The organism is Pseudarthrobacter sp. B907, from assembly GCF_040137805.1.
GTDB lineage: Bacteria > Actinomycetota > Actinomycetes > Actinomycetales > Micrococcaceae > Arthrobacter.
Window position 1 is genome coordinate 133,130 of sequence record NZ_JBEEQE010000003.1, and the last position, 25,676, is coordinate 158,805.

The following is a 25,676-nucleotide window of genomic DNA, read 5'->3' on the forward strand; positions in this document are numbered from 1 at the left end:
TCCTAGGGGTCACAGCCGTCCCGCGGCCTTCAGACGAATGTACGCGTCCGCGAGGGCCGGCGGCAGCTGCGCGGGTTCGGCGTCGACGACTTCGACGCCGGCCTGGCGCAGTTGGGCGCTGACCGCGTCGCGTTCCAACAGGGCCCGCTCGGCTGCCGCGGCGCGGAACACACCGGTGGCGCTGGAGCGCTCCCGCTGCATCTCACCGAGCATGGGGTCGCGGACGGAGGCCACCACCACCACATGTTGCTGGGCGAGCTGGGCGGCCACGGGCAGGAGCCCCTCTTCGGGCGCGCCGCCGTCGAGCGCGGTCAGCAGCACCACGAGGGAGCGGTGGGCGGACACGGAGCGGACCTGGGCGGTGATCTGGCTCCAGTCGAGTTCGATGAGTTCGGCCGACAGCGGTGCCATCGCCTGGACCAGCTGGCCCAGCAGGTTGCCTTTGGCCGCGGACCCCGCCCGTGCCCGGAGCATACGGTCGAAGGCGAGGAAGTCCACCCGGTCCCCGCCGCGTTCGGCGAGGACGGCCAGCAGCAGCGCCGCCTCGATGCCGGTGTCCAGCCGGGGCTCGTCGGCGATCCGGGCGGCGGCGGTGCGGGAGGTGTCGAGCAGGATGACCACGCGGCGGTCCCGTTCCGGCCGCCAGGTGCGGACCACCACGGCGGAACGGCGGGCCGTGGCGCGCCAGTCGATGGATCTCACGTCGTCGCCGCGTACGTAGTCGCGGAGGGAATCGAATTCGGTGCCGGCACCGCGGATCTGGACCGCCGCCTTGCCGTCGAGTTCGCGGAGCTGGCGCAGTTTGGAGGGCAGGTGCCGCCGCGCATTGAACGGCGGCAGCACCTTCAGCGTTCCGGGGCAGGGCAGGGTGCGCTGCCGGGCGGCGAGCCCCAGCGGGCCGAAGGCGCGGACGGTAACGTGTCCGGCCGCCAGCTCCCCGCGCCGGGTGGGCGTCAGCGTGACGGTCATCCGGCGGCGCTCGCCGGCCGGGAGCAGCAGGCGCTGGCGGGGGTTCTGCGCCCCCGCCGAAGGTTGCCACGCGTCCCGGAGCAGGCCGCGGAGGGCGCGGCGGCCGGCGTTCGCGACCATGAGGACGGACTCCGCAGACCCGCCCAGGGCGACGCTGCCGGGGTCGCTGCGCTGCACCGAGACGTGCCGCAGCGGAGTGGCAAGGCCCAGGTCCAGCAGCGCCGCGGCCGCCAGCAGCAGGAGCACCGCCGTCGCCGACTCCCACCCGGGCAGGAGCACCGCCGGGACCAGGCCCAGCAGCGCCAGCAGCACAAAGCGTCCGGAAATCGCCATGGCTCAGCGCGGGACAGGGACGGAGGCGAGGATGCTGCCCAGCACACCGTCCACCTGCACACCGTCCATCTGCGCCTCGGGCCGCAGGGCCACCCGGTGCCGCAGGCAGGGCAGGGCGAGGGCCTTGACGTCGTCGGGGGTGACGAAACTCCGGCCGGAAAGCCAGGCCCAGGCGCGGGAGCCGTTGAGCAGGGCGGCGGCCCCGCGCGGCGAGACGCCGAGCTGGAACGACGGCGCCGCCCGGGTGGCGCGGACGATGTCGACGATGTAGCCAAGGACCTCGGGCCCGATCTCGACGGCGGCCACCGCCTGCCGCGCCCGCTCCAGTTCGGCCGGGCCGGCGACGGGGCGGATGCCGGCCGCCGCCAGCTGGCGGGGGTCGAAGCCGGCGGCGTGCCGGCGGATCACCTCGATCTCGTCCTGCCGTCCGGGCAACGGCATGGTGAGTTTGAGCAGGAAGCGGTCCAGCTGGGCCTCCGGCAGGGGATAGGTGCCCTCGTACTCCACCGGGTTCTGCGTGGCCGCCACGATGAAGGGCCCGGGCAGCTCGCGCGAGACGCCGTCCACGGAGACTTGCCGCTCCTCCATGGCCTCCAGGAGTGATGCCTGGGTTTTGGGCGGGGTCCGGTTGATCTCGTCCGCGAGCAGGATGTTGGTGAAGACCGGGCCCTCCCGGAAGCTGAACTCGGAGGTGTGTGAATCGTAGATCAGCGAACCGGTGACGTCGCCGGGCATCAGGTCCGGGGTGAACTGGATCCGCTTGGTGTCCAGGCTGAGGGCGGCGGACAGGCTGCGCACCAGCAGGGTCTTGGCCACCCCGGGGACGCCCTCGATCAGCACATGGCCGCGGGACAGCAGGGCGATCAGCAGTCCGGTGACGGTGGCGTCCTGCCCGACGACGGCCTTGGCGACCTCGTGGCGGACGTCCAGCAGGGCCTGGCGCACGGGATCGGCGCCGGCGGGCTCCCGGGGGACGGCGGCGTCGTCCGCCGGTCCCGGAGCGGGACGGGGCGCGGGCCAGGCTGCGGTGGTCTGGTCGTTCATCGGCTGTGTACCTCTTTCTCTAGTCTGTCCAGTTCCTGGGCCCAGCGCACCAGCTCCGCTTCGGCGCGGGGTGTGGCATTGAGGACGTGGCCGATTTCCTCGGGCGTCCGGCCCAGGTGCCGGCCCGCGGCGTCGATGATGGCGGCAGCCCCGGCGTCGGGCCCCAGCCGCAGGGTCCGGGCAAGCCGGATCAGCGTGCCGGCGCGGAGCACCTCGGTGGCCCGGTCCACGGCGCGCGCGTCGTGGTAGAGGCGGGCCCGGCCCTCGGCCGTCTCCGCCGCCTTGACCACCACCGGGAGCGGCTCGAACACCAGCGGGCCGAGCCTCCGGCCGCGCCAGAACATGGCCAACAGCGCCACGAACGCCAGCCAGGGCCCGAGGACGTGGGTCCACGGGGCGGCGAGTTCATCGAGGGTCACCGGCTCCTTCGCGGCGGGGACGTCGGAGAGGCCGGGCAGGTACCAGACGAGGTGCTGTTCCGCGCCGAGGCTCCGCAGCACCAGGGCAGCGTTTCCGTCCTCGGCCAGGGCGCCGTTGCTCAGGATCTCGGTGCTGCCCAGGACCACTGTCCGGCCGTCCTCGCTGCCGGCGTAGAGACCGCCCTGGCCGCCGGGTGGTGTGTAGCACACCACCTCGCCGTCGTACAGGTAGCCGTTCCTGGCCGTGACGGTGCCGGCGGCGGCGGGATCCGGGAGGACACAGTCCGGGGCGAGGACCTCGGTGCGCTCCTGCACCACCCCGGCCTGCACGATTCCGCCGGTGAGTCCCTGCAGCGTGTTCAGCCGCGGGGTGAGAACCACCAGCCGGTCCGTGGCGCCGCCCAGGTACTGCAGCTGGTCCCGGCCGAGGTAGCCGTTGCGGTCATAGAGCAGGACGGTGGTGCCTTCGCCGGCGTGCCGGGCGGCGTCGAGCGCCCGGACGGTGGCGTCCAGGGAGTCCTGCTGTTCCACGGCGACGCCGTGGCGGCCGAGGATTTCCGCGGCGGCGCGTGCCCCGTCCGGGGCGGGATTCCGGATGGACAGCGGGGTGCGGTCGCCGCGGGGCTGCAGCTGGAGCACGGCCGTCAGGACCAGGGCGGCGATGAACACGGCGCCGAGGATGGCCCAGGTGCGGTGCCGGCGGAGCAGCGCCGTCGTCCCGCTCACAGCGGCCTGACCAGAGTGTCCGTGCCGGCGTCGCGGTAGTCCGGGGCGGTACCGGCCAGGGCCGCGTCGAGCCGGGCCAGCGCCTCGTGCTCGCGGGGCCCGCCGTCCGCCCCGCCGTAGCGGACGGCGTCGAAGGTCAGCGCCGCCTCGTCCAGTTCCCGGGCGTGGACGGGGAACGCACGGCCCAGCCGTGCAGCGACCTCGCCGGCGGTCCGGCCCGGTTGCGGATCCAGCACGGCGCGGTCTTCCGCCGCCCGGGCGAGGGCACGGAACTGCTCGACAATGGCCGTGGCCCAATCCCCGCGGGCAGCCGCCGCTGCGGCCCTTCCGCGGTGCGCGTCCGGGCTCAGAGGCGCGCCGGCGTCGAAAACCTTCCCGTCGGCGGACCGCCTGGCATTGAGCCGGGGCCGCACCACCAGGACGGCAACCACAATAACGACGGCGGCGATGACCAGCAGCAGCGGGACGGCATAGCCGGCGTCGCCGGCCGGGGCGCCGTCGCCGGAGAACGAGCGCAGCCAGCGGCTGAACTCCGCCAACGCATCGTCCAGCCAGCTTGGCGCGGCGTCGCGGTACGGGGCCTTCGCGAGTTCCTCCGCCGCCCAGCGGCCGGCCTCCCCGCGGTCCGGAAGCACCGGAGGTTCCGCCTGCAAACCCGCGGCCAGGACGGATACGGCATGGCCTGCGTGGACGGCGGCGGCCGTCATCACCGGACCGGGGGAGGGCCGTAGGGCGGGCGCTGCCACACCGCGGGCGCCCCGAGGATGGCGGCCGGAGCCCTTCCCGGGACGCCGTCCGGGTCGCTTCCGGTCTCCAGTTGGCGCATCAACGACAGGTCCAGCCCGTCCTTGCGCATCCGCAGGTCCAGGTAGACCAGCGCCATGGTCGAGGTCTGGAAGGCGAAGCCCACGGCAGCGACCAGCGCCGTGACGACGGTGCTGACCAGGGCGACGGCGACGCCGACGGTGTGGTCAGCGCCGTCGCCGCCCTGGCTGAAGACGGTAAATCCGAGGGCGTTGCCAAGGAGCTTCACGGGAAGCAGGACGATCTGGCTGAGCACCCCGACGAGCAGGCCGACCACCAGTGAGATTCCCAGCAGGCGCCACCAATTGCCGCCGGTCAGCTGCCAGGAGCGGCGCAGCCCGGCGAACGGGCCCAACTCCTCAACCACGATCGCCGCCGGTGCGACGAGGAACCGGACGGCAAGCCAGACCAGCACCACCACCAGGCCGAAAAACAGGAGCACCAGCGCGACCGGCGCGGAGCGGCCCAGGGCGGCTACCAGCGCCATCGTTACCAGCACAGAGAGCGCCACGACGGCGGCGACGCCGAGGATCAGCAGGCCGGCAAGCCCCAGCAGGGCGCCCATCCGGGAGCGGGACAACGACCACATCTGGCGGAAGCCCGTCCGCCGGTTCAGCAGCGAGCGGGCCACGGGAACCGCCATGGCCCCTTGCACGATGACCGAGATGAGGACCGAGAGGAGCATCAGCACGAAGCCGACCCCGGCGATGCCCAGGCCGAGAGCCACCGCCTGCGAGGGGCTGATTCCCTCCAGCCACCCGGAGGGCGACCACCCGGAGACGACCCCGGTCTGGGCCAGGGCGGAGACGACGGAGCCCAGCGCCTGCGCGATCACCCCGGCCCCGAGCATGGCTGCGGGATTGCGCCGGACGGTCTGGAAGGCGCCGTCCAGGATCTCGCCCAGCATCAGGGGCCGCAGCGGAACGATGCCTGGTTTCGGCGGGGCGACATAGCGCGGCTGTCCGTAGGGGGCCTGCGGGTGCCCGGGCTGGCCGGGGATCCGGGGACCCCACTGCGTCTGCTGACCCCATTGCGGCTGCTGGTCCCACCGCGGCTGCTGGTCCGGCAGCGGAGGTACTCCCCACTGCGGCGGCGGGGCCGGTCGCCGCTGGTTCCCCCACTGCGGCTGTTCGCCCCACTGCGGAGGCGGGGCCGGTTGCTGCTGGTTTCCCCAGGGGTGCTGCTGGCCCCACTGGGGGCGGCCGCCCCACTGCTGCGGCCCGGTAGGTTCCTGCTCAGACAAGCCTTTCCTCCCCAAGAAAATTGCCCACCGGATGCCCGCGGCCCGGGGCGCGATGCCCGGCAGCCCGCGGTCCCCGGCGTCAGTCCGGGCCAGGCTTGCCCCCAGCCTATAGTTTCGTGCGCCGGCCGCAAGCACCCCGGGCCTGTTCGGGCGTCCGGCCAGGTGCGCACCCGCCGGCGAAAACGGCCGTTGCCCGGCCCAGCGTGCGGCCGCCCGCGCCATGCCGGGGACGGCAGGAATACGACAAAGCCAATTCAATAGGGGAATATGTAAGGTATGAAGGCACGGATTTTGGTAGTGGACGATGACGAGGCGCTGGCCGAGATGATCGGTATTGTGCTGCGCAACGACGGCTTCGACCCCGTCTTTTGCGCGGACGGCGGGCAGGCCCTGGAGGTCTTCCGCTCCTCCAAGCCGGACCTCGTGCTGCTGGACCTGATGCTCCCCGGCATCGACGGCATTGAAGTGTGCCGCCAGATCCGTTCCGAATCCGATGTCCCGATCGTCATGCTGACGGCAAAGGCGGACACCTCCGACGTGGTGCGCGGCCTCGAATCCGGTGCCGACGACTACGTTCCCAAGCCGTTCAAGCCCGCCGAACTCGTGGCCCGGGTTCGGGCGCGCCTGCGCCCGGGCGACCAGAAGGCCCCCGAGACGCTGCGCATCGCGGACGTCACGATCGACGTCGCCGGCCACGTCGTGAGCCGCAACAGCGAGCGGATTTCGCTGACCCCGCTGGAATTCGACCTGCTCGTCGCTCTGGCCCGCAAACCCTGGCAGGTCTTCACCCGTGAACTGCTGCTGGAACAGGTCTGGGGCTACCGGCACGCGGCGGACACCCGCCTGGTCAACGTCCACGTCCAGCGGCTCCGCTCGAAGATCGAACGCGATCCCGAAGCCCCCGAAGTTGTATTGACGGTCCGTGGTGTCGGCTACAAAGCAGGTTCCTGAGCCGGAAGAAAGCCCGGACCAGCCGCCGCCCCACGGCCAGTCGCCGCTGTTCCGTGCCCGCATTTGGGCCCGCCGCGCCCGGATCGTCACCGCCCGGGTGGCGCGCCTGGTGCGCACCGGAGCATCCAAGGTCCTCCCCGGGACCCGGTACCTGCTGCGCGCCCTGCACCGGCGCTGGCGGCGGTCCCTGCAGTTCCGCACCGTGCTGACCACCCTCCTGCTGGCGGTCGGCTCGTTCGCCGTCGTCGGCGCCTACCTCTCCAACCAGATCGCCAACAACCTCTTCCAGGAACGGCTGGCGCAGGCGGAGTCCGAGACCCGCTACAACGTCAAACAGGTCCAGGACACGTTCGACGGCGCGCAGGTCACCGACCAGTCCAGCGTCATCACACTGGTCTACGACACGCTGAACGCCGTCGAAGGCCGCGGGTCCGTGATCCAGCGCCGCTACGTCTTTGAGGCGATGCCCGAACAGACCAAACCGCGCAACCGCTGGGTCGAATCGCGGGCCTCCGACCAACTCACCATCAGCGTGATCCCCACCGAACTGCGCAAGGCAGTGCAGGACTCGGGCAAGGACCAGTTCTGGGCCTCAACGGAGTTTCCCGTGGGCACCGAGGACCGCCCGGGCATCGCCGTCGGGAACAAGGTGACGTTCAACGGCACGGTCTACGAGCTCTACCTCATCTACGACCTCAACACCGCGCAGAAGACGCTCGACGAGATCCAGAACGTGCTCCTCGCCGGCGCCGCCGCCCTGGCGCTGATGGTCGGCGCCGTCGCCTGGTACGTCACCCGCAACGTCGTCAGTCCCGTCAGCCATGCCGCCCTCGTCTCCGAGAAGCTCGCCGCCGGTCAGCTGCAGGAACGCATGGTGGTCAAGGGCGAGGACGAGGTGGCCCGCCTGGGCGCCTCCTTCAACCACATGGCCGCCAGCCTGCAGGAACAGATCACCCAGCTGGCCACCCTCTCCCAGATGCAGCAGAGGTTCGTCTCGGACGTCTCGCACGAGCTCCGGACCCCGCTCACCACGGTGCGGATGGCCGCCGAGGTGCTCTACGACGCGCGGGACGAGTTCGACCCGGTCAACAAGCGCTCCGCCGAGCTGCTCTACCACCAGGTGGAGCGCTTCCAGTCCCTGCTGGCCGACCTGCTGGAGATTTCCCGGTTCGACGCCGGCGTGGCCATGCTCGACGCCGAACCAACCGACATCGTCCAGCTCATCTCGCACGTGATGGAGGGGGTAGCGCCGGTGGCCGCCGAATACGGTTCCGAAGTCACCCTGAATGCCCCCGAGGGCAGCATCGTGGTGGAAATGGATGACCGGCGGATCGACCGCATCCTGCGCAACCTGGTCCTGAACGCGCTCGAGCACGGCGAGGGCAAGCCGGTGAACATCTCCGTGGCGGCCAACGACACCGCGGTGGCCGTGGCGGTCCGGGACCACGGAATCGGCATGACCTCCGCGGAAGCCGCCCGCGTGTTCGACCGCTTCTGGCGGGCCGACCCGGCCCGCGCCCGCACCACCGGCGGCAGCGGCCTGGGCCTCTCCATCGCGACCGAGGACACCAAGCTGCACAACGGCTGGCTGCAGGCCTGGGGCAAGAAGGGGAGCGGTTCCAACTTCCGGCTCACCCTGCCGCTGCGCCAAGGCGAAGCGATCGCCAAATCCCCGCTCCAGCTGGAACCCGCCGACGTCGGGATTACGGGGGGTCCCGGCAAGCAGATGATGCTGCTGCTGGAGACAGCCGCCACCGTGCCCCGCCCGGCAGCCGGCGGACCACGCGGACCAGCCGGATTCACCGGAACGGGCTTCACTGCGCCCCGCTTCAACGGAACAGAGGACCAGCCATGAGAGGCGCCAGCAAGCTCACCAGCCTCGCCGCGGCCCTGCTGGCCCTGGTCCTCGTGCTGCTCACCTCCTGCGCGCAGATCCCGCGCTCCGGGCCGGTGGGCAAGAGCACCGATGAGAGCGCCGGAAAACCAAACAACGCCCCCGTCTTCTTCCCCGTGGCCCCGCGGTCCGGTGCCGGGCCCGAGTCGGTGATCGAGGACTTCTACCTCGCGGGCAGCGGCTACGAGGACGACTACGCGGTGGCGCGGCAGTACCTGACCCAGGCCTCCTCGGTGAAGTGGAAGCCGGACCAGCGGGTGCTGGTCTTCCGCTCCGCCCGGGTGGTGGGCACCGCCGTCGAAAACGTCTTCAACTACGAACTGGACCTGGCCTACACGGTCGACGCCGACGGCATCGCCACGCAGCTGCCGGAAGGCACCAAGGAGAACATTCCCGCGACCCTGACAAAGGTCGACGGCGAGTGGCGGATCGCCCAAATTCCGGACGGCACCGCAATCCCCGAGGAGACGTTCAAAGTGATCTACGGCTCCTACCCGATTTACTTCTACGACCCCACCTTCACCTACGCCGTCCCGGATGTGCGCTGGTTCATCAAAAAGAAGACCGTCAAGGCCATGACCAGCGCCCTGCTCGGAGGCCCCGCCCCCTACCTGAAGGGCGCCGTCGTCAGCGCCTTCCCCTCGGGCATGAAGCTGGCCCGCGAATCCGTCCCCGTGGTCTCCGGAGCGGCGCAGGTGGACCTGTCCGCCAAGGACCTCGTGGAGGCCTCCAACGAGGACCGGCTGCGGATGCAGACCCAGCTGGCCCTGACCTTCCGCAGCCAGCCGGACGTCATCAACGTCGAACTGCGGGCGAACCAGGACCTGGTGCGGGTGGAGGACAACGGGTCCGTACTGCCGCCGGTGCGGGACAAGGACGTGCCCGCACGCCAGATCGCCGTCAGCAACAACGACTTGGTACGGCTCGAGAACAACAAGCTCAGCCCGCTCCCGGACATCAAGTCCGTGAGCGCCCTTTCGCCGCGGCTGCCGGCCGAGTCCCCGGTCTCGCAGACCGCGGCCTTCCTCAACGCCGGCCGGACCACGCTGTACTCGATCGTCCCCGGCCAGCCCGCCCGCGCCCTCACCACCCGGGCCGGCCTGTCCAGGCCGTCGTTCGGACGCTACGACTGGGTCTGGACCGCCGGGCCTGGCGCCAACGGGGCCACCGAGGTCCTGGCCTACCGGCCGGCCGGGATCGCCGAGGGCGCCAACGTGCCCGGCGTGACCCTCACCCCGTCCTGGCTGGCCGGACGGAAGGTCAAGGAGTTCCGGGTTTCCCGCGAAGGGACCCGGGCCCTGGTCATCTCGGAGCTGAACGGCAAGACCAGCGTCCAGGTCACCGGCATCATCCGCACCGGCGACGGCACCCCGCGGGACCTCACCGTGCCGATCACCCTCCAGACGGCCCACGAGCCGGACCAGGGCGTCTGGGTCAACGACACCACCGTGGCCGTGATGAAGGGCTCCGCGAGCGAGAACGTCACGCCGGAACTGGTCTCGCTGACCTCGGCGGCGCCCCAGGCGCTGGCGCCCTGGCCGGGCCTCACCGCGCTCAGCGCCGGTAACGGACCGGCGGAGATTTATGGCCAGTCCGCCGAGGGCATCTTCCAGCGGCTCGGCAACGGCTGGTCGCCCCAGCTCAAGGGCGCCGTGGATCCGTCCTTCGCGGGCTGAGCCGGGCAGACCGCCGGCCACGTAGCGGCTGGCCACGCGCCGGCTGTCCACATAGCGGCGCGGAGGGCTTCCGGACCGGCGCCGCGGCGCCCAGCCTTGAGGGGTGAACACACCACCGCGCCGGGCCCGCGCCCGGGGGCCCGACCCCGACCTCGATCCCGACCCCGATCCGCCGGCGGCGGGGCACCGCGGCGGCTACCGCCGCTGGCCGGCGCGGACCGCGGACCGGGCAGCCGCGGCCGCGGCGGAACTGCTGGCCCTCGCCGCCCCGGTGGAGTGCGTCTGCTGCGGCGCGGAGGACCGGGCCCTGTGTGCCGTCTGCACCCGCAGGCTCCGGCGGCTCACCCGCCGGCCGTTCCGGGCCGAGGGAAGGGCGCCGGCGCTGGTGGACATGGACGGCTCGGTCCTGCTCCCGGTCGTTGCCGCCGGCGTGTACCGGAGCGAGCTGGCCCAGACCGTGCTGTCCTTCAAACGGCACGGCCAGGGACAGCTGGCCGAGGAACTGGGCAGGGCGCTGGCCCGTGCCGTCGGCGCAGCCATCGCCCCGGCCGACCCGGTCCTGCTGGTCCCGGTCCCCACCAGCGGCGCCGCCTTTCGACGCCGGGGGTTCAGTCCCGTCCACCTGCTGCTCGTCCGGGCCCGGCGGAGCCCGGTCCTGGAAGGCGCCAGCGTCGCCGACGTGCTCCGCAAGACCCGTCCCGCACCGTCCGGTATCCGCGCCGCACTCCGGGCGGCCGCGACGCCGCCGGTTCGGCCGGGCGGTCAGAAGGGTCTGGGCCGCGCGGACCGGGCGGGGCGGGTGCGCGGCTCCATGCGGGTCAGGACCGGATTCTGTCCGCCGGAGCTGGCCGGGCGGCCCGTTGTGGTGGTGGACGACGTGCTCACCACGGGGGCCACGCTGGCCGAAGCCGCCCGCGCCCTGCGCGCCGCGGGGGCCGTGGTCCGGGGCGCGGTGGTGCTCGCGGCGACACGCCCGCCGACCCGGCAGGACTTTGCCGCGGCAATCCCCGCACTGGCGCGGGACACCGGCGCACAGGAAAAAAATAAACCAAAAAAGGATGAATAACAGGGGCCCATGAACTAACGTCGAAGATGGGTACCAAGAACAGATGTACCTGTCGATAGCGGCTCGGAAAGGGGCTCGACTGTCAATCAGATCAGCCCCCGGAAGTGCCGCCGTCGTGTCACCGAAGTCATTTGGAGGGCACCATGGAGTTCATGATCAGCGGTCGTAATTTGACGGTCTCGGACCGGTTCCGCGAATACGCCGACGAAAAGATCTCAAAGATCGCGTCACTGGGGGACAAGGTCCAGAGGGTGGACGCAAAGGTTTCCAAGGAGACCAAAGCCCGTCAGACCGCAGAACTGCTCACAGTCGAGCTGACCGTTCTGGGCAGGGGCCCGGTGATCCGTGCCGAAGCCAGCGCGGCAGACAAATTCGCCGCCTTCGATCTGGCCTACAACAAGCTTCTTGAACGGCTGCGCCGGGCCAAGGACCGCAAGAAGGTCCACCACGGCCGGCACACCCCGAAGTCCGTCACCGAGGCGACGGCCACCCTTGAACCCGCCAGCACCCGGGAACCCATCTACGAGGAAGCGAGCCATCCGCCGCAGCCCCTGACCGAGGAGAAATCGCCCTACGAGGTGGAGAACGACATCCCGGCCGGAGACTCCCCGGTGTTGATCCGGCGCAAGGTCTTCCCCGCGTCCTCCCTCTCGCTCGACGACGCCGTCGACAACATGGAACTCGTGGGCCACGACTTCTACCTGTTCGTGGACAAGGACACGAAGGCTCCTTCGGTCGTTTACCGCCGTGAAGGCTGGACCTACGGGGTGATCAGCCTGGACCAGACCTGCGAGCCGGGCGAGGCTCCGCTGGAGGAGAAGATCATCGCTTATCGTTCAGAGGATGAGCCCGCCAGCGCCTAATGCCGGCGACCATCCGACGAAGGGAATGACGTGCACGCATCGCTGAGCCTCAAGCAGGCGCGGCGGATCGCACTGGCAGCCCAGGGATTGGATAAGGTCCGGCCCGCCGCACCCGTGAGCGCACGGGCGGTGGGCCGCACCTTTGCCCGCCTCCACCTGGTCCAGATCGATTCCGTCAACGTGCTCTCGCGGAGCCACTACCTGCCGTTCTTCTCCAGGCTCGGGAACTATGACCGGTCCATCCTGCAGCGCATGGCCGGGACCCACCCCCGCCGGATGATGGAGTACTGGGCCCACGAGGCCAGTTTCATCCGGCCCGAGCACTTCCCCGACCTCCTCCAGTGGCAAAGCCGCAAATGGGTCGGCGCGCACGCCATGGATCCGGAACTCCGCAGCGGGGTGGCGCAGCGGGTGCTGACCGCCCTGAGTACGGGCCGGGCGCTGACCGCCGCCGAACTGACGGCCAGGCTGGGCCATATCGAGGACCGGTCCACGGACAACTGGGGGTGGAACTGGAACGCGGTCAAACGGGTCCTCGAGCACCTTTTCGAGGAAGGCCTCGTCTCCGCCGCATCCCGGACGGACTCCTTTGAACGCCGCTACACGCTGACCGCCAGGGTCCACGCCGCAGCGGCAGCGCAGACGCACTCCGACACTCGGCAGGAACCGGACGCCGCGGCGGCCATGGTCCGGCTGATCGACGCGGCGGCGCAGGCCCACGGGATCGGCACCCTGCGGTGCTTCGCGGATTACTTTCGGTCCCCGCAGCGCGCGGCCGCCGTGGCCGTGGATCAGCTTGTCGACGCCGGACGGCTGGAGCCGGTCACCGTGGCCGGCTGGAACCGGCCGCTGTACCGCCACACCGACGCCGTGCTGCCGCAGGCCGCCACCGGCCGCGCGCTGCTGAGCCCGTTCGATTCCCTGGTCTTCGAACGCCGCCGGCTGGAGGAACTCTTCGGCTTCCACTACCGGCTCGAGATCTACACCCCCGAAGCCAAACGCCGCTACGGCTACTACGTGCTGCCCTTCCTGCTGCGCGACGGGATTGTGGCCCGCGTCGACCTGAAGGCGGACCGCGCCACCGGGAGCCTGCTCGCCCGGGCCAGCCACGCCGAGCCCGGCGCGCCGGCCGACACCGCCGTCGAACTCGCCGAAGAACTCCAGCTCATGGCAGAGTGGTTGGAGCTGGACCGGATCGTAGTCGCCCCCGTGGGGGACCTGGCGGCCGCCCTCGGGCAGGCCGTGGCCGGCCTGCATCCGCTCTGAGGGAACAGGCGCGTTCCGCCCTGCGTCTCTCCCGTAGACTAAACACGCCGGAATTCGGCAGCTTGAGACTGGGAGCAATTTCACGTGGCATCACTTATCGAAAAACTTCTCCGTACGGGTGACAAAAAGACCCTGCGGCAACTGCGGAACTATGCCGATTCCATCAATGCCCTGGAAAGCTCCTTCCAGACCTTCACCGACGCCGAACTGCGTGAAGAAACGGACCGGCTGCGGGCCCGCCACGTCGACGGCGAAAAGCTGGACGACCTGCTGCCCGAGGCGTTCGCCGCGGTCCGCGAAGCCTCCTCGCGCACCCTCGGGATGCGCCATTTCGACGTCCAGCTGATGGGCGGCGCCGCCCTGCACCTGGGCAACATCGCCGAAATGAAGACCGGTGAAGGCAAGACCCTGGTGGCCACGGCTCCGGCCTACCTCAATGCGCTCGCAGGCAAGGGCGTTCACGTCATCACCGTCAACGACTACCTCGCCGAATACCAGTCGGACCTGATGGGCCGCGTCTACCGCTTCCTGGGCCTGACCAGCGGCTGCATCCTGTCCAACCAGGACCCCGCGGTGCGCCGCGAACAGTACGCCTCGGACATCACCTACGGCACCAACAACGAATTCGGCTTCGACTACCTGCGCGACAACATGGCGTGGGACAAGTCCGAGCTGGTCCAGCGCGGCCACCACTTCGCCGTCGTCGACGAAGTGGACTCCATCCTCATCGATGAGGCCCGCACCCCGCTCATCATTTCCGGCCCGGCCCAGGGCGACACCAACCGCTGGTACAGCGAATTCGCCAAGGTGGTGCTGCGGCTGCAGCCCGAAACCGACTACGAAGTCGATGAGAAGAAGCGCACCGTCGGTGTCCTCGAGGCCGGCATTGAAAAGGTCGAGGACTACCTCGGCATCCACAACCTCTACGAGTCCGCCAACACCCCGCTGATCGGCTTCCTGAACAACGCCATCAAGGCCAAGGAACTCTTCAAGCGGGACAAGGACTACGTCATCCTCGACGGCGAAGTCCTGATCGTGGACGAGCACACCGGCCGCATCCTCGCCGGCCGGCGCTACAACGAGGGCATGCACCAGGCGATCGAAGCCAAAGAAGGCGTCGAAATCAAGGCCGAGAACCAGACCCTCGCGACCGTCACCCTGCAGAACTACTTCCGTATGTACGACAAGCTCGCCGGCATGACGGGTACCGCGGAAACCGAAGCCGCCGAATTCATGAGCACCTACAAGCTCGGCGTCGTCGCAATCCCCACCAACCGGGACATGCAGCGCATCGACCAGGCGGACCTGGTCTACAAGAACGAGACCGTTAAGTTCGACGCCGTGGTCAAGGACATCGCCGAGCGGCACGAGAAGGGCCAGCCGGTCCTGGTCGGCACCACCAGCGTGGAAAAGAGCGAGTACCTCTCCCGGCTGCTGGCCAAGGAAGGCATCCGCCACGAGGTCCTGAACGCCAAGAACCACGCCCGTGAAGCGTCCATCGTGGCGCAGGCCGGCCGCAAGGGAGCCGTGACCGTCGCGACCAACATGGCCGGCCGCGGTACGGACATCATGCTCGGCGGCAACGCCGAGTTCACCGCCGTCGCCGAACTGGCCACCCGTGGCCTCGACCCCGAGGAAAACTCCGAGGAATACGAAGCCGCGTGGCCCGCCGCGTTCGAGGCGGCCAAGCAGTCCGTCAAGGACGAGCACGAGGAAGTCCTGAACCTCGGCGGCCTGTACGTGCTCGGCACCGAACGGCACGAGTCCCGCCGCATCGACAACCAGCTCCGCGGCCGCTCCGGCCGCCAGGGCGACCCCGGCGAGTCCCGTTTTTACCTGTCGCTGACCGATGACCTGATGCGGCTCTTCAACTCCGGCGCGGCCGAGCGGCTCATGAACAGCTCGGTGCCGGACGACGTCGCCCTCGAATCAAAGCTCGTCTCGCGGGCCATCGCCTCGGCCCAGGGCCAGGTGGAAGGCCGCAACGCCGAACAGCGCAAGAACGTCCTGAAGTACGACGACGTCCTGAACCGCCAGCGCGAGGCCATCTACGGCGACCGCCGCCGCATCCTCGAAGGCGACGACCTGCACGAAAAGGTCCAGTACTTCCTCGAGGACACGATCACCGCGTTCATCGACGAGGCCACGGCCGAAGGCACCGGCGACGACTGGGACTTCAACCTGCTGTGGTCCAACCTGAAGACCCTCTACCCGGTCAGCTTCACCCCCCGCGACGTGATCGACGAGGCCGGCGGCAAGTCGCGGATCACCGTCGAGTTCCTCAAGGAAGAGATCCTCTCCGATGCCCGCCTGGTGTACCAGGCCCGCGAGGAGCTGATCGGCTCCGAGAGCATGCGCGAACTCGAACGGCGCGTGGTCCTCTCCGTGATCGGCCGCAAGTGGCAGGAACACCTCTACGAGATGGACTACCTCAAGGAGGGCATCGGCCTGCGGGCGATGGCCCAGCGCGATCCCCTGGTGGAGTACCAGCGCGAAGGCTTCATCATGTTCCAGGCCATGATGGAGGCGATCCGCGAGGAGAGCGTCGGCTTCCTGTTCAACCTCGACGTCGAAGTGACCCCGGCTCAGGACGTTGTGGTGGCCGACGCCGAGGGCCAGCACACCGAACACCGCGAACTGGAGATCCACGCGGCCGGACTGGAGGCGCCGGAGAAGCCGGCCCAGCTGCAGTACACAGCCCCCGGCGAGGACGGCGCGGCCCAGACCCGGGTCGAGGCGAAGTCCTCCGGACGCTCCGGGAACCCTGCAAAGGCTGCCCAGGAATCCCCGCGCCGCGCCAACAAGAAGAAGCGCCGCTAGGACACAGCGGCAGGGGCCGCACCAGAAGGCAGGGCCGGAACGGGAGTTCCGGCCCTGCCTGTCTTTGCGCCCTCCTCCTTTCCCGAAATTTCCCGGCGGGATGCTCAGCCGATTTCGAGCACGGTGACCCGCCACACCAGCCTGCTGCGCTCCAGCCGCAGCGCGACGGCACGGACGCGCAGCTCATCCGAGACGACGGCGCTGGCCTCGTACACATCCTCGGACACCCGGCAGGCGCGGACCGAGCGCACAGCCGGGTTCCGGTGCAGCCGGCCCGCCGTCGGGGACGTGCCCGAAGCGACCCTGCGGGTCAGTGCCGCCCGGTGCTGCAGCGCGGCCAGGCAGCGCTCGTCAAGCCGGCGGGCAAGCTGCTGGGCGGGCCGGGTGCCGGCGAGGACTTCAATGGCCGCCTGCACGGTGGAACGGGAAATGGCGCACACCTCGCGGTGCTGGTCCACCGGCCGCAGCACCGGCGCCGGGCCGTGCGGCGCTGGACGGAGCGCAGCGGCGCGGTGATCGGGCGGCTCCGGCGGGCGGGGGACAGCGGTGACTGCGCGGATGCCGGTCAGGGGGCTCATGGGTGTTCCTTTGCTGTCGCTGGGTTGGTGTGCGGATGGTGCTGTTTTATAGATCGAGGGGCATCCTGAGGACCTGCCCCGGAAGCAAGAGGCCGGGGTCGCCGCCGATGACGCCGCGGTTGGCCTGATAGAGCCGCGGCCACGCCAGGGCAATGTCGACGTCGGAGGCCAGCGGTCCCAGCTCCGCCGCGCAGATGCTCCACAGCGAGTCCCCGGCCCGGACCGTCACCTCCGCCGTGCCCGCCCCGGTCGCCGTCGCCGTCGCCGTCTCCTGCGCCGGCCCCGGCGCGGGGTCCGCTGGCCGCAGGTGCCTGGCCGCGAGCGTGTGCGGATCCACCGGCGCGGGCGCCGGCGTCCAGTGCGGATCGGGTCCCGGAGTCCGGTGGCCGGGGGAGGGCGCACCGGAATCCGCGGCTGAAGCACCGGTGGGGACCCAGGCCGCGGCCGCGGCGGGAGGGGAGTCCGTGCCCGGGCCGGTGTCACCGGCGTGGGCGAGTGGCGCTGCCGCGAGCTGCAGCCCAAGGACGGCCAGCGCCAGCCGGCGCATAAAGGCGGGGCTGAACTTTCCCGCCGCTGCGGCTGCCCGGCGGCTGCCGCAGCGTTCCAGCAGCGCGGCGGCGAGGGCGATGAGGAAGGACAGCAGCCACCACGCGACCACGATCAGGCCGATGGTGTTGGCGGCGACGCCGATATGGTCCTCGAAGGAGGGGGACTGGCGCCGGGCCGCCGAGGCGCTCAGGCGCTGCGCGAGCCGGGCACCCGTACCGGCCAGGAAGGCTCCCAGCAGCAGGATGACGGCCGCCATGGCCGCGTCGACGCCCAGCCGGCGCCGGCGGCGGGGGCCGGAAAACTCCCTGATTGCCACAATCGCCTCCCTCGCGGGCCATGCCCGCCGGATCCGAAGAACACAACTCCAATACCATTTTGATGCCGTTTGATGTTGTTTGTATCTCTTAGACAGAGTTTGAACTCCCGCGATGCGTTTTGTCTAGGGCTTTCGGCTGGGTTGTGGATTGACCGTCGCCGAGGGCCCGCCTACGCTGACGCCATGCGTTGGGACGCCCTGTTTTCAGATCTGGAGGCCCAGCTTGCCGCGGGTGAGCGTTTGGACCTGGACGTCGAGATTAACGAGCGGGCGCGGGTGGATGCGGCCGCGGTCGAACTGGCGGACCGGTTGCGCGGCTCGGTGGGGCTCCGGATCGGCGTCCACCTGGGTTCCGGAACGGTGTATGAAGGGATTCTGAGTCATGCCGGCGGCGAATGGCTGGTCCTCGACGAGGAACGGCACCAGGTCCTGATTCCGCACTCCTCTGCCGTGCGATATGCGGGGCTAGCCAGGCTGGCGGTGGGCGCGGGGCCGGCGGTCCGGCAGCGGCTGGGGCTGGCCAGTGCCCTGCGCGGGCTGGCCCGCGACCGCGCCAGCCTCACGGTGCTGGTGTCGCGGGGCACGGCGGGGGAGTCCGGGCTGCACGGAGTGATCGATAGGGTGGGGCGCGATTTTCTTGACCTGGCCATCACAGAGCCCGGCGAGGATCGCCGCCCGGCCAACGTCAGCGGCGTGGCCACCATTCCTTTTGCCGCCCTGGCCGGACTCAGGTCGGTCCGGGTCGCAGGCCAGCCGGGCTAGTACAGCTGGCGCACACGGGCGAACTGGCGCAGACGGTCGGGTAAGCCGTCCGGTGCCTACTCAGCTGCCCTTGGCCCTGGCTTCCTCGATCATGCGGCTTGCCTCGGCGTAGCGTTCCTGGATGTACTGCTCGAGCATGGTCTCCTCAACGCGCCACTGGCCGCGGCCGCCCACTTGGATGGCTTTCAGCTGGCCGCTGCGGACCAGGGCGTAGGCCGCCGGCGAGTTGATCTGGAGCTGCTCGGCAACATCCGCGAGGGTCAGGAATCGGGGCATGGCACCATTTTGCCACCAGCGGGGCCGTTTGGGCCCGTTATCCACAGTTTGCTGCCGTTTAGCTCGGGATCTTCCCGCCGGGGCCCCAATTCGTGAGAATAAGGGTGTCCGGCGCCCGCAGCCCGGGCTGCGACTACGGGGGGAGCAGGACTCGCATGAGTGGGACCACGGTGGCCGGCGGCGCCCGGCTGAAGAAACCTTCCTGGAAGGATCCCCGCCTCCTGGTCGGTATCCTGCTGGTTCTGGCTTCCGTCGTTGGCGTCGTCTCGCTGGTCGCCGCGGTGGACCAGACGACGGAGGCCTATGCGGCCAGCGCTCCGATCGCGGTCGGAGAGAAGCTCACCACCGACAAGCTGCACCTGGTCAAGGTCCGCCTGGGCGACGTGGAGCAGCATTACCTCACCCCGGAGTCCGGCGTGCCCGACGGCCTGGTCGCCGTCCAGCGGATCGGCAAGGACCAGCTCCTCCCGCGCGAAAGCTTGGGCCGGCTGGACGGCCTGGACCGCAAGCCGGTCGCCGTCACGATCGAGGAGGCCCTGCCCCCGCAGGCGGTGGCAGGCTCGCGGGTGGATGTCTGGGTGGCGCTGCCGGACGCCCGCAACGGTTTCAGTGAGCCCACCCTCCTGCTGCCGGGCGCCGAGATCGCCCAGCTCACTCCCGGCAGCACGGCGCTGGGGGCACAGCGCTCCACCGTGGTGATGGTCCTCGTCCCGGACGCCTCGATGCCGAAACTGCTGGGGGCCCAGGCCAACAAGGCGAAGATCTCCGTGGTCTGGAATCCCGGCGGAGCACCCTAATGGGCATTCCGGTGGTCACCGTCGGCCGGACCCGCGAGGACCTGGTTGGCGGGCTGGAGAGACTGCACGGCCCGGTGTCGGTCGTCCGGCGCTGCGGTGAACTCGCCGAGCTGCTGGCAGCGTGCCAGACGGGGCTGGCGCGGGCCGCAGTCGTCGCGGACGGCAGCGCGGAGCTGACCGCCTCCCTCGTGGACCGCCTCTCTGCCGTGGGCGTCGCCGTCGTGGCCCTGACCGACAGCCCGGACGAAGCGGCCAGGCTGCGGGGGATCGGGGTGACCGTGGAGGCCCCCGCCGTGGAGGCGGATGCACTCGCTGTCCTGATCGCCGGTGCCGTCGACCGGCTTTCGACGCCGGGACCCGGCATGGCCGCAAGCGCCTACGCGGACCACACCGCGGCGCTCCATCGGCCAGACGGCAGGCAGAGCGGCAGGCGGAGCGGCCCGCAGGACGGAGTGCTGGACCACCCGCAGGGCCCGGCGGGCGACGGACAGCCGGCAACGGGCCGGATCATCGCCGTCTGGGGCCCCGCCGGCGCGCCCGGCCGGACCCTGGTGGCCGCCAATATCGCCGGGGAACTGGCTGCTGAGGGCAAGTCGGTGTTGCTGGTCGACGCCGACAGCTACGGCGCCAGCGTGGCCGCCGTGCTGGGGTTGCTGGACGAGGCGGCCGGCCTCGCGCAGGCGTGCCGGCTGGCGGACCAGGGCGTGCTGGACGGAGCAGCGCTGCTGCGGATCGCCGCCCCGGTGGCAACCCGTGCCGGTTCGTTCCGGGTCCTTACCGGTATCACCCGCGCCGACCGCTGGACCGAACTCCGCGCCGCGGCCCTCTCGCTCGTCTACCAGCGGGCCCGGGAGGTCGCCGAGGTGACGGTCATCGACACGGGCTTCTGCCTTGAGGCGGACGAGGAGCTCAGCTTCGACTCGATGGCGCCGCGCCGGAACGCCGCCACGCTGCGGAGCCTGGAAGTCGCCGACACCGTCTATGCCATCGGCGCCGCAGACCCCGTCGGCGTGCCGCGGCTGGTCCGGGCCCTGGCCGAGCTGGAGTCAGCGGTCCCGCAGGCATCGCCCCGCGTGGTGCTCAACAAGGTGCGGGCCTCCGCCATCGGACGACTGCCGGAGCGCCAGCTCCGCGATGCCTGGGCGCGCTACGGCCCATCGTCGCCGCTGGAAGCCTTCCTGCCGGCGGATCCGGCGGCCTGCGACGCCGCACTGCTGGCCGGTTCGCTGCTGCTCGAGTGCGCCCCCGACTCGGGCCTCCGACAGGCCCTCACCTCACTCGTTTGTGCACCCGTCCAGCGAAATCGCAAATCCTCTGTCCTTTCTCCCACAGCAAAGCGGCTGTCAAAAGACTAGGCTCGCCATGAGGGCCGCAACGGTGCGGCCATGAACTTTTTTGATGGAGGCGTTTGTCGATGTCGTCTGGGTCCAGCGTGGAGGATCAGCCCGTTTCGATCGGTGCAGGTGTTGGGTACTTCGCGGACTACTACGAACACCTCGCCGAGGAGGACGCCCGCGCCTACGGGGAGGACGTCCTTACCGCGCGGTCGCAGGCACACCTGGCGACGGCCGCCACCCGGCAGCCCGGCGTCGCGAACATCGCGATCGCCGATGAGGCCGAGTCCAGCGTCGTCTACATCGTCACCGACGACATGCCGTTCCTGGTGGACTCCGTCAACGCCGAACTCGTCCGGCAGAAGTCCCCGATCCGCCTCGTGATCCACCCGCTCTTTGTCGTCACCCGCAACCGCGCCAGCGGCGCCCTGGTCAAGGTCTCGCGGGTTCCCTCGCACCTGGGTATCTCCAGCGGCGACACTGCGGCGATGCCGAACCTCTCGCACCTGATCGCCGAGGGCGACAACGCCTCGCACATGGAGTCGTGGATCGCGGTCGAAATCGACAGGGTCGACGACACCAAGCGCCAGCAGTTGATCGAGGGCCTCACCAGGGTCCTCGGCGACGTCCGCGCCGCCGTCGAGGACTGGCCGAAGATGCGCCACAAGGCCCACGAGATTTCCGATGGCCTCGACCACGTGGCCAACGCCGCCCCGATCGCAGAAATCCGCCAGGCCCAGGACCTGCTCCGCTGGCTGGATGACGGGAACTTCACCTTCCTCGGGTACCGCGAATACGACCTGCGGAACGACTCCGGCGAGGACGTGCTGGAACTGCGGGAGGACAGCGGCCTCGGCCTGCTGCGCGACGCCGGCGACAGCCGCCACCAGATCCAGCACCTGACCGAGACGGGCCGCAAGAAGGCGCGCGAGAAGAGTGCCCTGGTGATCACCAAGGCCAACTCCCGTTCCACGGTGCACCGCTCGGCGTACCTGGACTACATCGGCGTCAAGAGCTTCGATGCCGCCGGCAACGTCAACGGCGAGCGGCGCTTCATCGGCCTGTTCGCCACCACGGCCTACGCCGCCTCGGTCCGGGACATCCCGGTGGTGCGTGAGAAGGTCGACGCCGTGCTGCGGGACGCCGGCTTCCCGCCGGACTCGCACTCCGGCAAGGACCTGCTGGGCATCCTTGAAACCTACCCGCGCGACGAGCTCTTCCAGATCGAAGTCCCCGACCTGGCCGCCATTGCCACCGGCATCCAGCGGCTGCAGGAACGCCGCCGGACCCGGCTGTTCCTCCGCCCGGACATTTACGGCCGCTTTATGTCCGCCCTCGTCTACCTGCCCCGTGACCGGTACACCACCAACGTGCGGCTGCGGATCGAGCAGGAACTGCGGGAGACCTTCGACGCCGTCTCGATCGACTACGAGGCGCGGATGACGGAATCCGCCCTCGCCCGGCTCTTCTTCCGGATCCGGCTGCCCAAGGACGCCGACGTCAGCCACGTCAACAGCGACGAGCTGGAGAAGCGCCTGGTGCGGGCCGCCCGCTCCTGGAGCGAAGGCATCGCCGAGGTGCTCCGCGCGCGGGCCGGCGCCGACGGCGAGAACGGCGCCAAGGAACTCGCCGCCGAGTGGGCCGAGGCCTTCCCCGCCAGCTACCGGGTGGACTACGAAGTCGAGGACGCCCTCGAGGACATCGCCCGCTTTGAGAAGTACGGCGCCGCCGCCGAGCGCGCCGGCGAGCCAGCCGGCGGGACCCGCGAGGAGCGGCCCGGCGTGCACGTCTACCTGCCCGACGGCGCCGGGGCCACCCTTGAGGAGGACGCCCGCGTCAAGCTGTACATGCTCGAGCCCAAGAGCCTGAGCCAGATCCTGCCGTACTTCCACAACCTCGGCCTCGAGGTCCTGGACGAACGGCCCTTCGAGATCGAGACGGCCGGCCACCGCGACTTTTTCCTCTACGACCTTGGCCTGAAGTACCCGGCCGGGGTGGACCCGCTGGGCACCGGCTCCCTGCTCGGCGAGTCGTTCGGCGCGGCCGTCTCCGGCGCCGTGGAATCGGACAGCTTCGACCGGCTGGTGCTGCGTGAAGGCATGGCCTGGCGCCAGGTGGTCGTGCTGCGCGCCTACGCCAAGTACATGCGCCAGATGGGCAACACCAACTCCTTCGAATTCATGGCGGACACGCTGCTGGCCAACCCGGACGTGACCCGCGGGCTGACCGCCCTCTTCGCCGCCCGCTTCGACCCCGCCCTGCCCGCCGCGGAACGCGCAGAGCGCCAGGACAGCGTCCGCACCAGCCTGGACGCCGCGATCGAGCAGGTCGCCACGCTCGACGCCGACCGGGTGCTGCGCACCTTCAAGAACCTGATCCAGGCCACGCTCCGGACCAACTTCTACCAGGACAAGACGCACCTCAGCTTCAAACTGGACCCCTCCGGCATTGACGGCCTGCCCTTCCCGCGGCCGATGTTCGAGATCTGGGTCTACTCGCCCCGGGTCGAGGGCGTGCACCTGCGCTTCGGCAAGGTGGCCCGCGGCGGGCTGCGCTGGTCGGACCGGCGCGAAGACTTCCGCACCGAAATCCTCGGCCTGGTCAAGGCGCAGACCGTGAAAAACGCCGTGATCGTGCCCACCGGCGCCAAGGGCGGCTTCTACGCCAAGCAGCTTCCGGATCCCGCGGCGGACCGCGGCGCCTGGATGGCCGAGGGCGTGGAGAGCTACAAGACCTTCATCCGCGGCCTGCTCGACATCACCGACAACCTCGTCACCACGCCGGAGGGCGAGACGCGGGTGCCGCCCGCCGACGTCGTCCGGCACGACGACGACGATTCCTACCTCGTGGTCGCTGCAGACAAGGGAACGGCCTCGTTCTCCGACATCGCCAACGGCCTCGCCGCCGAATACGGCTTCTGGCTCGGCGACGCGTTCGCCTCCGGCGGCTCCGTGGGCTATGACCACAAGGCCATGGGCATCACCGCCCGTGGCGCCTGGGAATCGGTCAAACGCCACTTCAGCGAGCTGGACCTGGACACCCAGGCCGAGCCGTTCACCGTCGTCGGCGTCGGCGACATGTCCGGGGACGTCTTCGGCAACGGCATGCTGCTCTCGAAGCACATCCGGCTGCTCGCGGCCTTCGACCACCGCCACATCTTCCTCGATCCGAACCCGGACGAGGCCGCGTCCTTCACGGAACGGCAGCGGCTCTTCGAGCTGCCCCGCTCCTCCTGGGACGACTACGACAAGTCGCTGATCAGCGAGGGCGGCGGCGTGTTCGCCCGCCAGGCCAAGTCCATCCCGGTGTCCACGCAGGTCCAGGCCGCGCTCGGGCTGCCGGAAGGCACCACCCAGCTCAGCCCGCCGGAACTGCTCCGCGCGATCCTGCTGGCCCCGGCCGACCTGCTCTACAACGGCGGCATCGGCACCTACGTCAAGGCCTCCACCGAGACCAACGCCGCGGTCGGCGACAAGGCCAACGACGCCATCCGCGTCGACGGCCGCGAACTGCGGGTGAAGGTGGTCGGCGAAGGCGGAAACCTGGGCATGACCCAGCGCGGGCGGATCGAGGCCGCGCTGCAGGGCGTCATCCTCAACACCGACGCCATCGACAACTCGGCCGGCGTGGACTGCTCCGACCACGAGGTCAACATCAAGATCTTCGTGGACCGCATGGTGGCCGCCGGCAAACTCGATCCGGCCGAACGGGCCGGGTTCCTCTCCTCGATGACCGAGGAAGTGGGCCGCCTGGTGCTCGAGGACAACATCGACCAGAACATCCTGCTGCTCAACGACCGGATGCGGGTTTCCGAATGGAGCCCCAGCTACGAGCGGCTGATGGACTGGCTGGAGAAGTCCGCCGACCTCAAGCGCGAGCTGGAAGCCCTGCCCACCACCGAGACGCTGCGTGAGCGGCTCGAACAGGGCCAGGGGCTGACCTCGCCGGAGCTCTCCGTGCTGGCCGCCTACGCCAAGATCGAACTGGCCTCGGCGCTGCGCGACAGCAATCTCGCGGAGGACCCGTGGTTCCGCGAGACGCTCCGCGCCTACTTCCCGAAGCAGTTGCGGGAACGGTTCGACGCCGAACTGGACAGCCACCCGCTGCGCCGGGAAATCATTGCTACGGTGGTCGCGAATGACATGATCAACATGGGCGGCATCACTTTCGCGTTCCGGGCCATGGAGGAGACCTCGGCCACCGAGGCCGCCGTCGCGAAGGCGTTTGTGGCCCTTCGCGAGGTCTACGAACTCGACATCATGGTCGCCGAGCTCAACGAGCTGCCGGCGTCGTTCCCGACCGAGCACTGGAGCACTGTCCACTTGGACATCCGCCGGCTCCTGGACCGTGCCGTGCGGTGGGTCCTCAGCCAGGGCAACGCCGCGCGCCCGATCGCCGAGATCGTGGCCGAGTTCAAGCCGCTGATGGACCCGATGCGGGCGCGGCTGCTGGAGTACCTGCGCGGCGATGACCGCGAGCGGGTGGCGCAGTGGCTGGAGAAGGCCCGGAGCTGGGAGCTGCCCGAGGACCTGGCGCACCGCTGGGCGGAGCTGTTCGAGAGCTTTGTGCTCCTGGACATCGCCAAGATCGTGCACGTCAGCCCCGAGCCGGTGGAGAACATCGCGCACGTCTACTACACGGTCTTCAACCGCTTCCACGCCGATTCCCTGCTTGAGCGCATCACCAAGCTGCCGAGGAAGGACCGCTGGCAGGCGCTGGCCCGCGCGGCCCTGCGCGATGACCTGTACTCGACCGTCTCGGATATGACGACGGCGGTGCTGGAGGCAACGCCGTCGGACCTGCCGGCGGAGGAACGCCTGGTGGCCTGGGAAAGCCAGAACGTCGAGCAGCTGGGGCGGGCCAAGAGCATGTTTGACGAGGTGAACGCGCTCGAGGCCGATGACATGGCCTCACTCTCGGTAGCATTGAGGCTCTTGAGGTCAATCGTCCGACGCTAGGGCCTGCCGGCCCCGGCGTCGCAAATGGAGGT

At 70.0% G+C, this 25,676-nt stretch carries 19 protein-coding genes; 11 read left to right on the forward strand and 8 right to left on the reverse strand.

The genetic code is table 11. From position 1 onward, the window contains the following. Positions 1–9: 9 nt before the first annotated feature. The 5 genes from ABLI39_RS03650 to ABLI39_RS03670 are packed head-to-tail and all read right to left on the reverse strand — an operon-like array spanning position 10 to position 5,538. Positions 10–1,302 carry a DUF58 domain-containing protein gene (locus ABLI39_RS03650; protein ID WP_349412058.1) on the reverse strand — a complete coding sequence of 431 codons (1,293 nt, stop codon included), beginning with the start codon at positions 1,300–1,302 and terminating at the stop codon, positions 10–12. 3 nt (positions 1,303–1,305) lie between these two features. Beyond that, positions 1,306–2,346, reverse strand: a complete 1,041-nt coding sequence (locus tag ABLI39_RS03655; RefSeq protein ID WP_349412060.1) for an AAA family ATPase — start codon at positions 2,344–2,346, stop codon at positions 1,306–1,308. Then, positions 2,343–3,491, reverse strand: a complete 1,149-nt coding sequence (locus ABLI39_RS03660) for a DUF4350 domain-containing protein (protein WP_349412061.1) — start codon at positions 3,489–3,491, stop codon at positions 2,343–2,345. The genes ABLI39_RS03655 and ABLI39_RS03660 overlap by 4 nt, the downstream gene beginning before the upstream one ends. Next, positions 3,488–4,198: a DUF4129 domain-containing protein gene (locus ABLI39_RS03665; protein WP_349412062.1), complete on the reverse strand. Its 711-nt coding sequence runs from the start codon at positions 4,196–4,198 to the stop codon at positions 3,488–3,490. Before ABLI39_RS03665 ends, ABLI39_RS03660 begins: the two co-directional genes overlap by 4 nt. Next, positions 4,198–5,538, reverse strand: a complete 1,341-nt coding sequence (locus ABLI39_RS03670) for a DUF7847 domain-containing protein (RefSeq protein WP_349412063.1) — start codon at positions 5,536–5,538, stop codon at positions 4,198–4,200. The genes ABLI39_RS03665 and ABLI39_RS03670 overlap by 1 nt, the downstream gene beginning before the upstream one ends. 276 nt (positions 5,539–5,814) lie before the next feature. On the opposite strand from ABLI39_RS03670, the gene mtrA reads away from it, so the two are divergent. The 7 genes from mtrA to secA all read left to right on the forward strand — a co-directional run bounded on the left by mtrA (position 5,815) and on the right by secA (position 16,074). Beyond that, positions 5,815–6,489 (forward strand): MtrAB system response regulator MtrA, encoded by a 675-nt coding sequence (mtrA, locus tag ABLI39_RS03675; protein ID WP_349412064.1) that lies wholly within the window; start codon positions 5,815–5,817, stop codon positions 6,487–6,489. 46 nt (positions 6,490–6,535) lie between these two features. Further along, positions 6,536–8,344, forward strand: coding sequence for an MtrAB system histidine kinase MtrB (gene mtrB, locus ABLI39_RS03680; RefSeq protein ID WP_349412206.1), 1,809 nt, complete (start codon positions 6,536–6,538; stop codon positions 8,342–8,344). After that, positions 8,341–10,059, forward strand: a complete 1,719-nt coding sequence (locus tag ABLI39_RS03685; RefSeq protein WP_349412065.1) for an LpqB family beta-propeller domain-containing protein — start codon at positions 8,341–8,343, stop codon at positions 10,057–10,059. The genes mtrB and ABLI39_RS03685 overlap by 4 nt, the downstream gene beginning before the upstream one ends. 103 nt (positions 10,060–10,162) lie before the next feature. Continuing rightward, the gene (locus tag ABLI39_RS03690; protein WP_349412066.1) at positions 10,163–11,125 is read left to right on the forward strand and encodes a ComF family protein; all 963 of its coding nucleotides are present in this window, start codon (positions 10,163–10,165) and stop codon (positions 11,123–11,125) included. Positions 11,126–11,268: 143 nt separating this feature from the next. Beyond that, positions 11,269–11,988 (forward strand): ribosome hibernation-promoting factor, HPF/YfiA family, encoded by a 720-nt coding sequence (gene hpf / locus ABLI39_RS03695; protein WP_349412067.1) that lies wholly within the window; start codon positions 11,269–11,271, stop codon positions 11,986–11,988. A gap of 30 nt (positions 11,989–12,018) precedes the next feature. Further along, positions 12,019–13,254: a winged helix-turn-helix domain-containing protein gene (locus ABLI39_RS03700; protein ID WP_349412068.1), complete on the forward strand. Its 1,236-nt coding sequence runs from the start codon at positions 12,019–12,021 to the stop codon at positions 13,252–13,254. 84 nt (positions 13,255–13,338) lie between these two features. Next, the gene (secA, locus tag ABLI39_RS03705; protein WP_349412069.1) at positions 13,339–16,074 is read left to right on the forward strand and encodes a preprotein translocase subunit SecA; all 2,736 of its coding nucleotides are present in this window, start codon (positions 13,339–13,341) and stop codon (positions 16,072–16,074) included. 104 nt (positions 16,075–16,178) lie between these two features. On the opposite strand, the gene ABLI39_RS03710 is transcribed toward secA, so the two are convergent. Together ABLI39_RS03710 and ABLI39_RS03715 are read right to left on the reverse strand one after the other, a co-directional pair. Next, positions 16,179–16,652, reverse strand: coding sequence for an Rv3235 family protein (locus ABLI39_RS03710; RefSeq protein ID WP_349412070.1), 474 nt, complete (start codon positions 16,650–16,652; stop codon positions 16,179–16,181). A 46-nt stretch (positions 16,653–16,698) separates the two neighbouring features. Beyond that, positions 16,699–17,517, reverse strand: a complete 819-nt coding sequence (locus tag ABLI39_RS03715) for a LysM peptidoglycan-binding domain-containing protein (RefSeq protein WP_349412071.1) — start codon at positions 17,515–17,517, stop codon at positions 16,699–16,701. A 183-nt stretch (positions 17,518–17,700) separates the two neighbouring features. Between ABLI39_RS03715 and ABLI39_RS03720 the strand changes: the two genes are divergently transcribed. Continuing rightward, a complete protein-coding gene (locus tag ABLI39_RS03720) occupies positions 17,701–18,279 on the forward strand; it encodes a hypothetical protein (RefSeq protein ID WP_349412072.1) in 579 nt (192 codons plus the stop codon). 60 nt (positions 18,280–18,339) lie between these two features. Here ABLI39_RS03720 and ABLI39_RS03725 read toward each other — a convergent pair whose 3' ends face one another. Next, complete coding sequence (locus ABLI39_RS03725) at positions 18,340–18,555, reverse strand: helix-turn-helix domain-containing protein (protein ID WP_349412073.1); 216 nt, start codon at positions 18,553–18,555, stop codon at positions 18,340–18,342. 155 nt (positions 18,556–18,710) lie between these two features. On the opposite strand from ABLI39_RS03725, the gene ABLI39_RS03730 reads away from it, so the two are divergent. The 3 genes from ABLI39_RS03730 to ABLI39_RS03740 are packed head-to-tail and all read left to right on the forward strand — an operon-like array spanning position 18,711 to position 25,644. Next, positions 18,711–19,352, forward strand: a complete 642-nt coding sequence (locus tag ABLI39_RS03730) for a CpaB family protein (protein ID WP_349412074.1) — start codon at positions 18,711–18,713, stop codon at positions 19,350–19,352. Further along, the gene (locus ABLI39_RS03735; RefSeq protein ID WP_349412075.1) at positions 19,352–20,707 is read left to right on the forward strand and encodes a CpaE/TadZ family protein; all 1,356 of its coding nucleotides are present in this window, start codon (positions 19,352–19,354) and stop codon (positions 20,705–20,707) included. The genes ABLI39_RS03730 and ABLI39_RS03735 overlap by 1 nt, the downstream gene beginning before the upstream one ends. Before the next feature lie 59 nt (positions 20,708–20,766). Then, on the forward strand, positions 20,767–25,644 hold the full coding sequence (locus tag ABLI39_RS03740; protein WP_349412077.1) for an NAD-glutamate dehydrogenase: 4,878 nt from the start codon (positions 20,767–20,769) through the stop codon (positions 25,642–25,644). The last annotated feature ends 32 nt before the right edge of the window (positions 25,645–25,676 follow it).

What these genes read in the sequence shown, in the direction of transcription:
- ABLI39_RS03650 (WP_349412058.1), bottom strand. Translation starts at nt 1,302, where the DNA reads ATGGCGATTTCCGGACGCTTTGTGCTGCTGGCGCTGCTGGGCCTGGTC.
- ABLI39_RS03655 (WP_349412060.1), bottom strand. Translation starts at nt 2,346, where the DNA reads ATGAACGACCAGACCACCGCAGCCTGGCCCGCGCCCCGTCCCGCTCCG.
- ABLI39_RS03665 (WP_349412062.1), bottom strand. Translation starts at nt 4,198, where the DNA reads ATGACGGCCGCCGCCGTCCACGCAGGCCATGCCGTATCCGTCCTGGCC.
- mtrA (WP_349412064.1), top strand. Translation starts at nt 5,815, where the DNA reads ATGAAGGCACGGATTTTGGTAGTGGACGATGACGAGGCGCTGGCCGAG.
- ABLI39_RS03685 (WP_349412065.1), top strand. Translation starts at nt 8,341, where the DNA reads ATGAGAGGCGCCAGCAAGCTCACCAGCCTCGCCGCGGCCCTGCTGGCC.
- hpf (WP_349412067.1), top strand. Translation starts at nt 11,269, where the DNA reads ATGGAGTTCATGATCAGCGGTCGTAATTTGACGGTCTCGGACCGGTTC.
- ABLI39_RS03710 (WP_349412070.1), bottom strand. Translation starts at nt 16,652, where the DNA reads ATGAGCCCCCTGACCGGCATCCGCGCAGTCACCGCTGTCCCCCGCCCG.
- ABLI39_RS03720 (WP_349412072.1), top strand. Translation starts at nt 17,701, where the DNA reads ATGCGTTGGGACGCCCTGTTTTCAGATCTGGAGGCCCAGCTTGCCGCG.
- ABLI39_RS03725 (WP_349412073.1), bottom strand. Translation starts at nt 18,555, where the DNA reads ATGCCCCGATTCCTGACCCTCGCGGATGTTGCCGAGCAGCTCCAGATC.
- ABLI39_RS03730 (WP_349412074.1), top strand. Translation starts at nt 18,711, where the DNA reads ATGAGTGGGACCACGGTGGCCGGCGGCGCCCGGCTGAAGAAACCTTCC.
- ABLI39_RS03735 (WP_349412075.1), top strand. Translation starts at nt 19,352, where the DNA reads ATGGGCATTCCGGTGGTCACCGTCGGCCGGACCCGCGAGGACCTGGTT.
- ABLI39_RS03740 (WP_349412077.1), top strand. Translation starts at nt 20,767, where the DNA reads ATGTCGTCTGGGTCCAGCGTGGAGGATCAGCCCGTTTCGATCGGTGCA.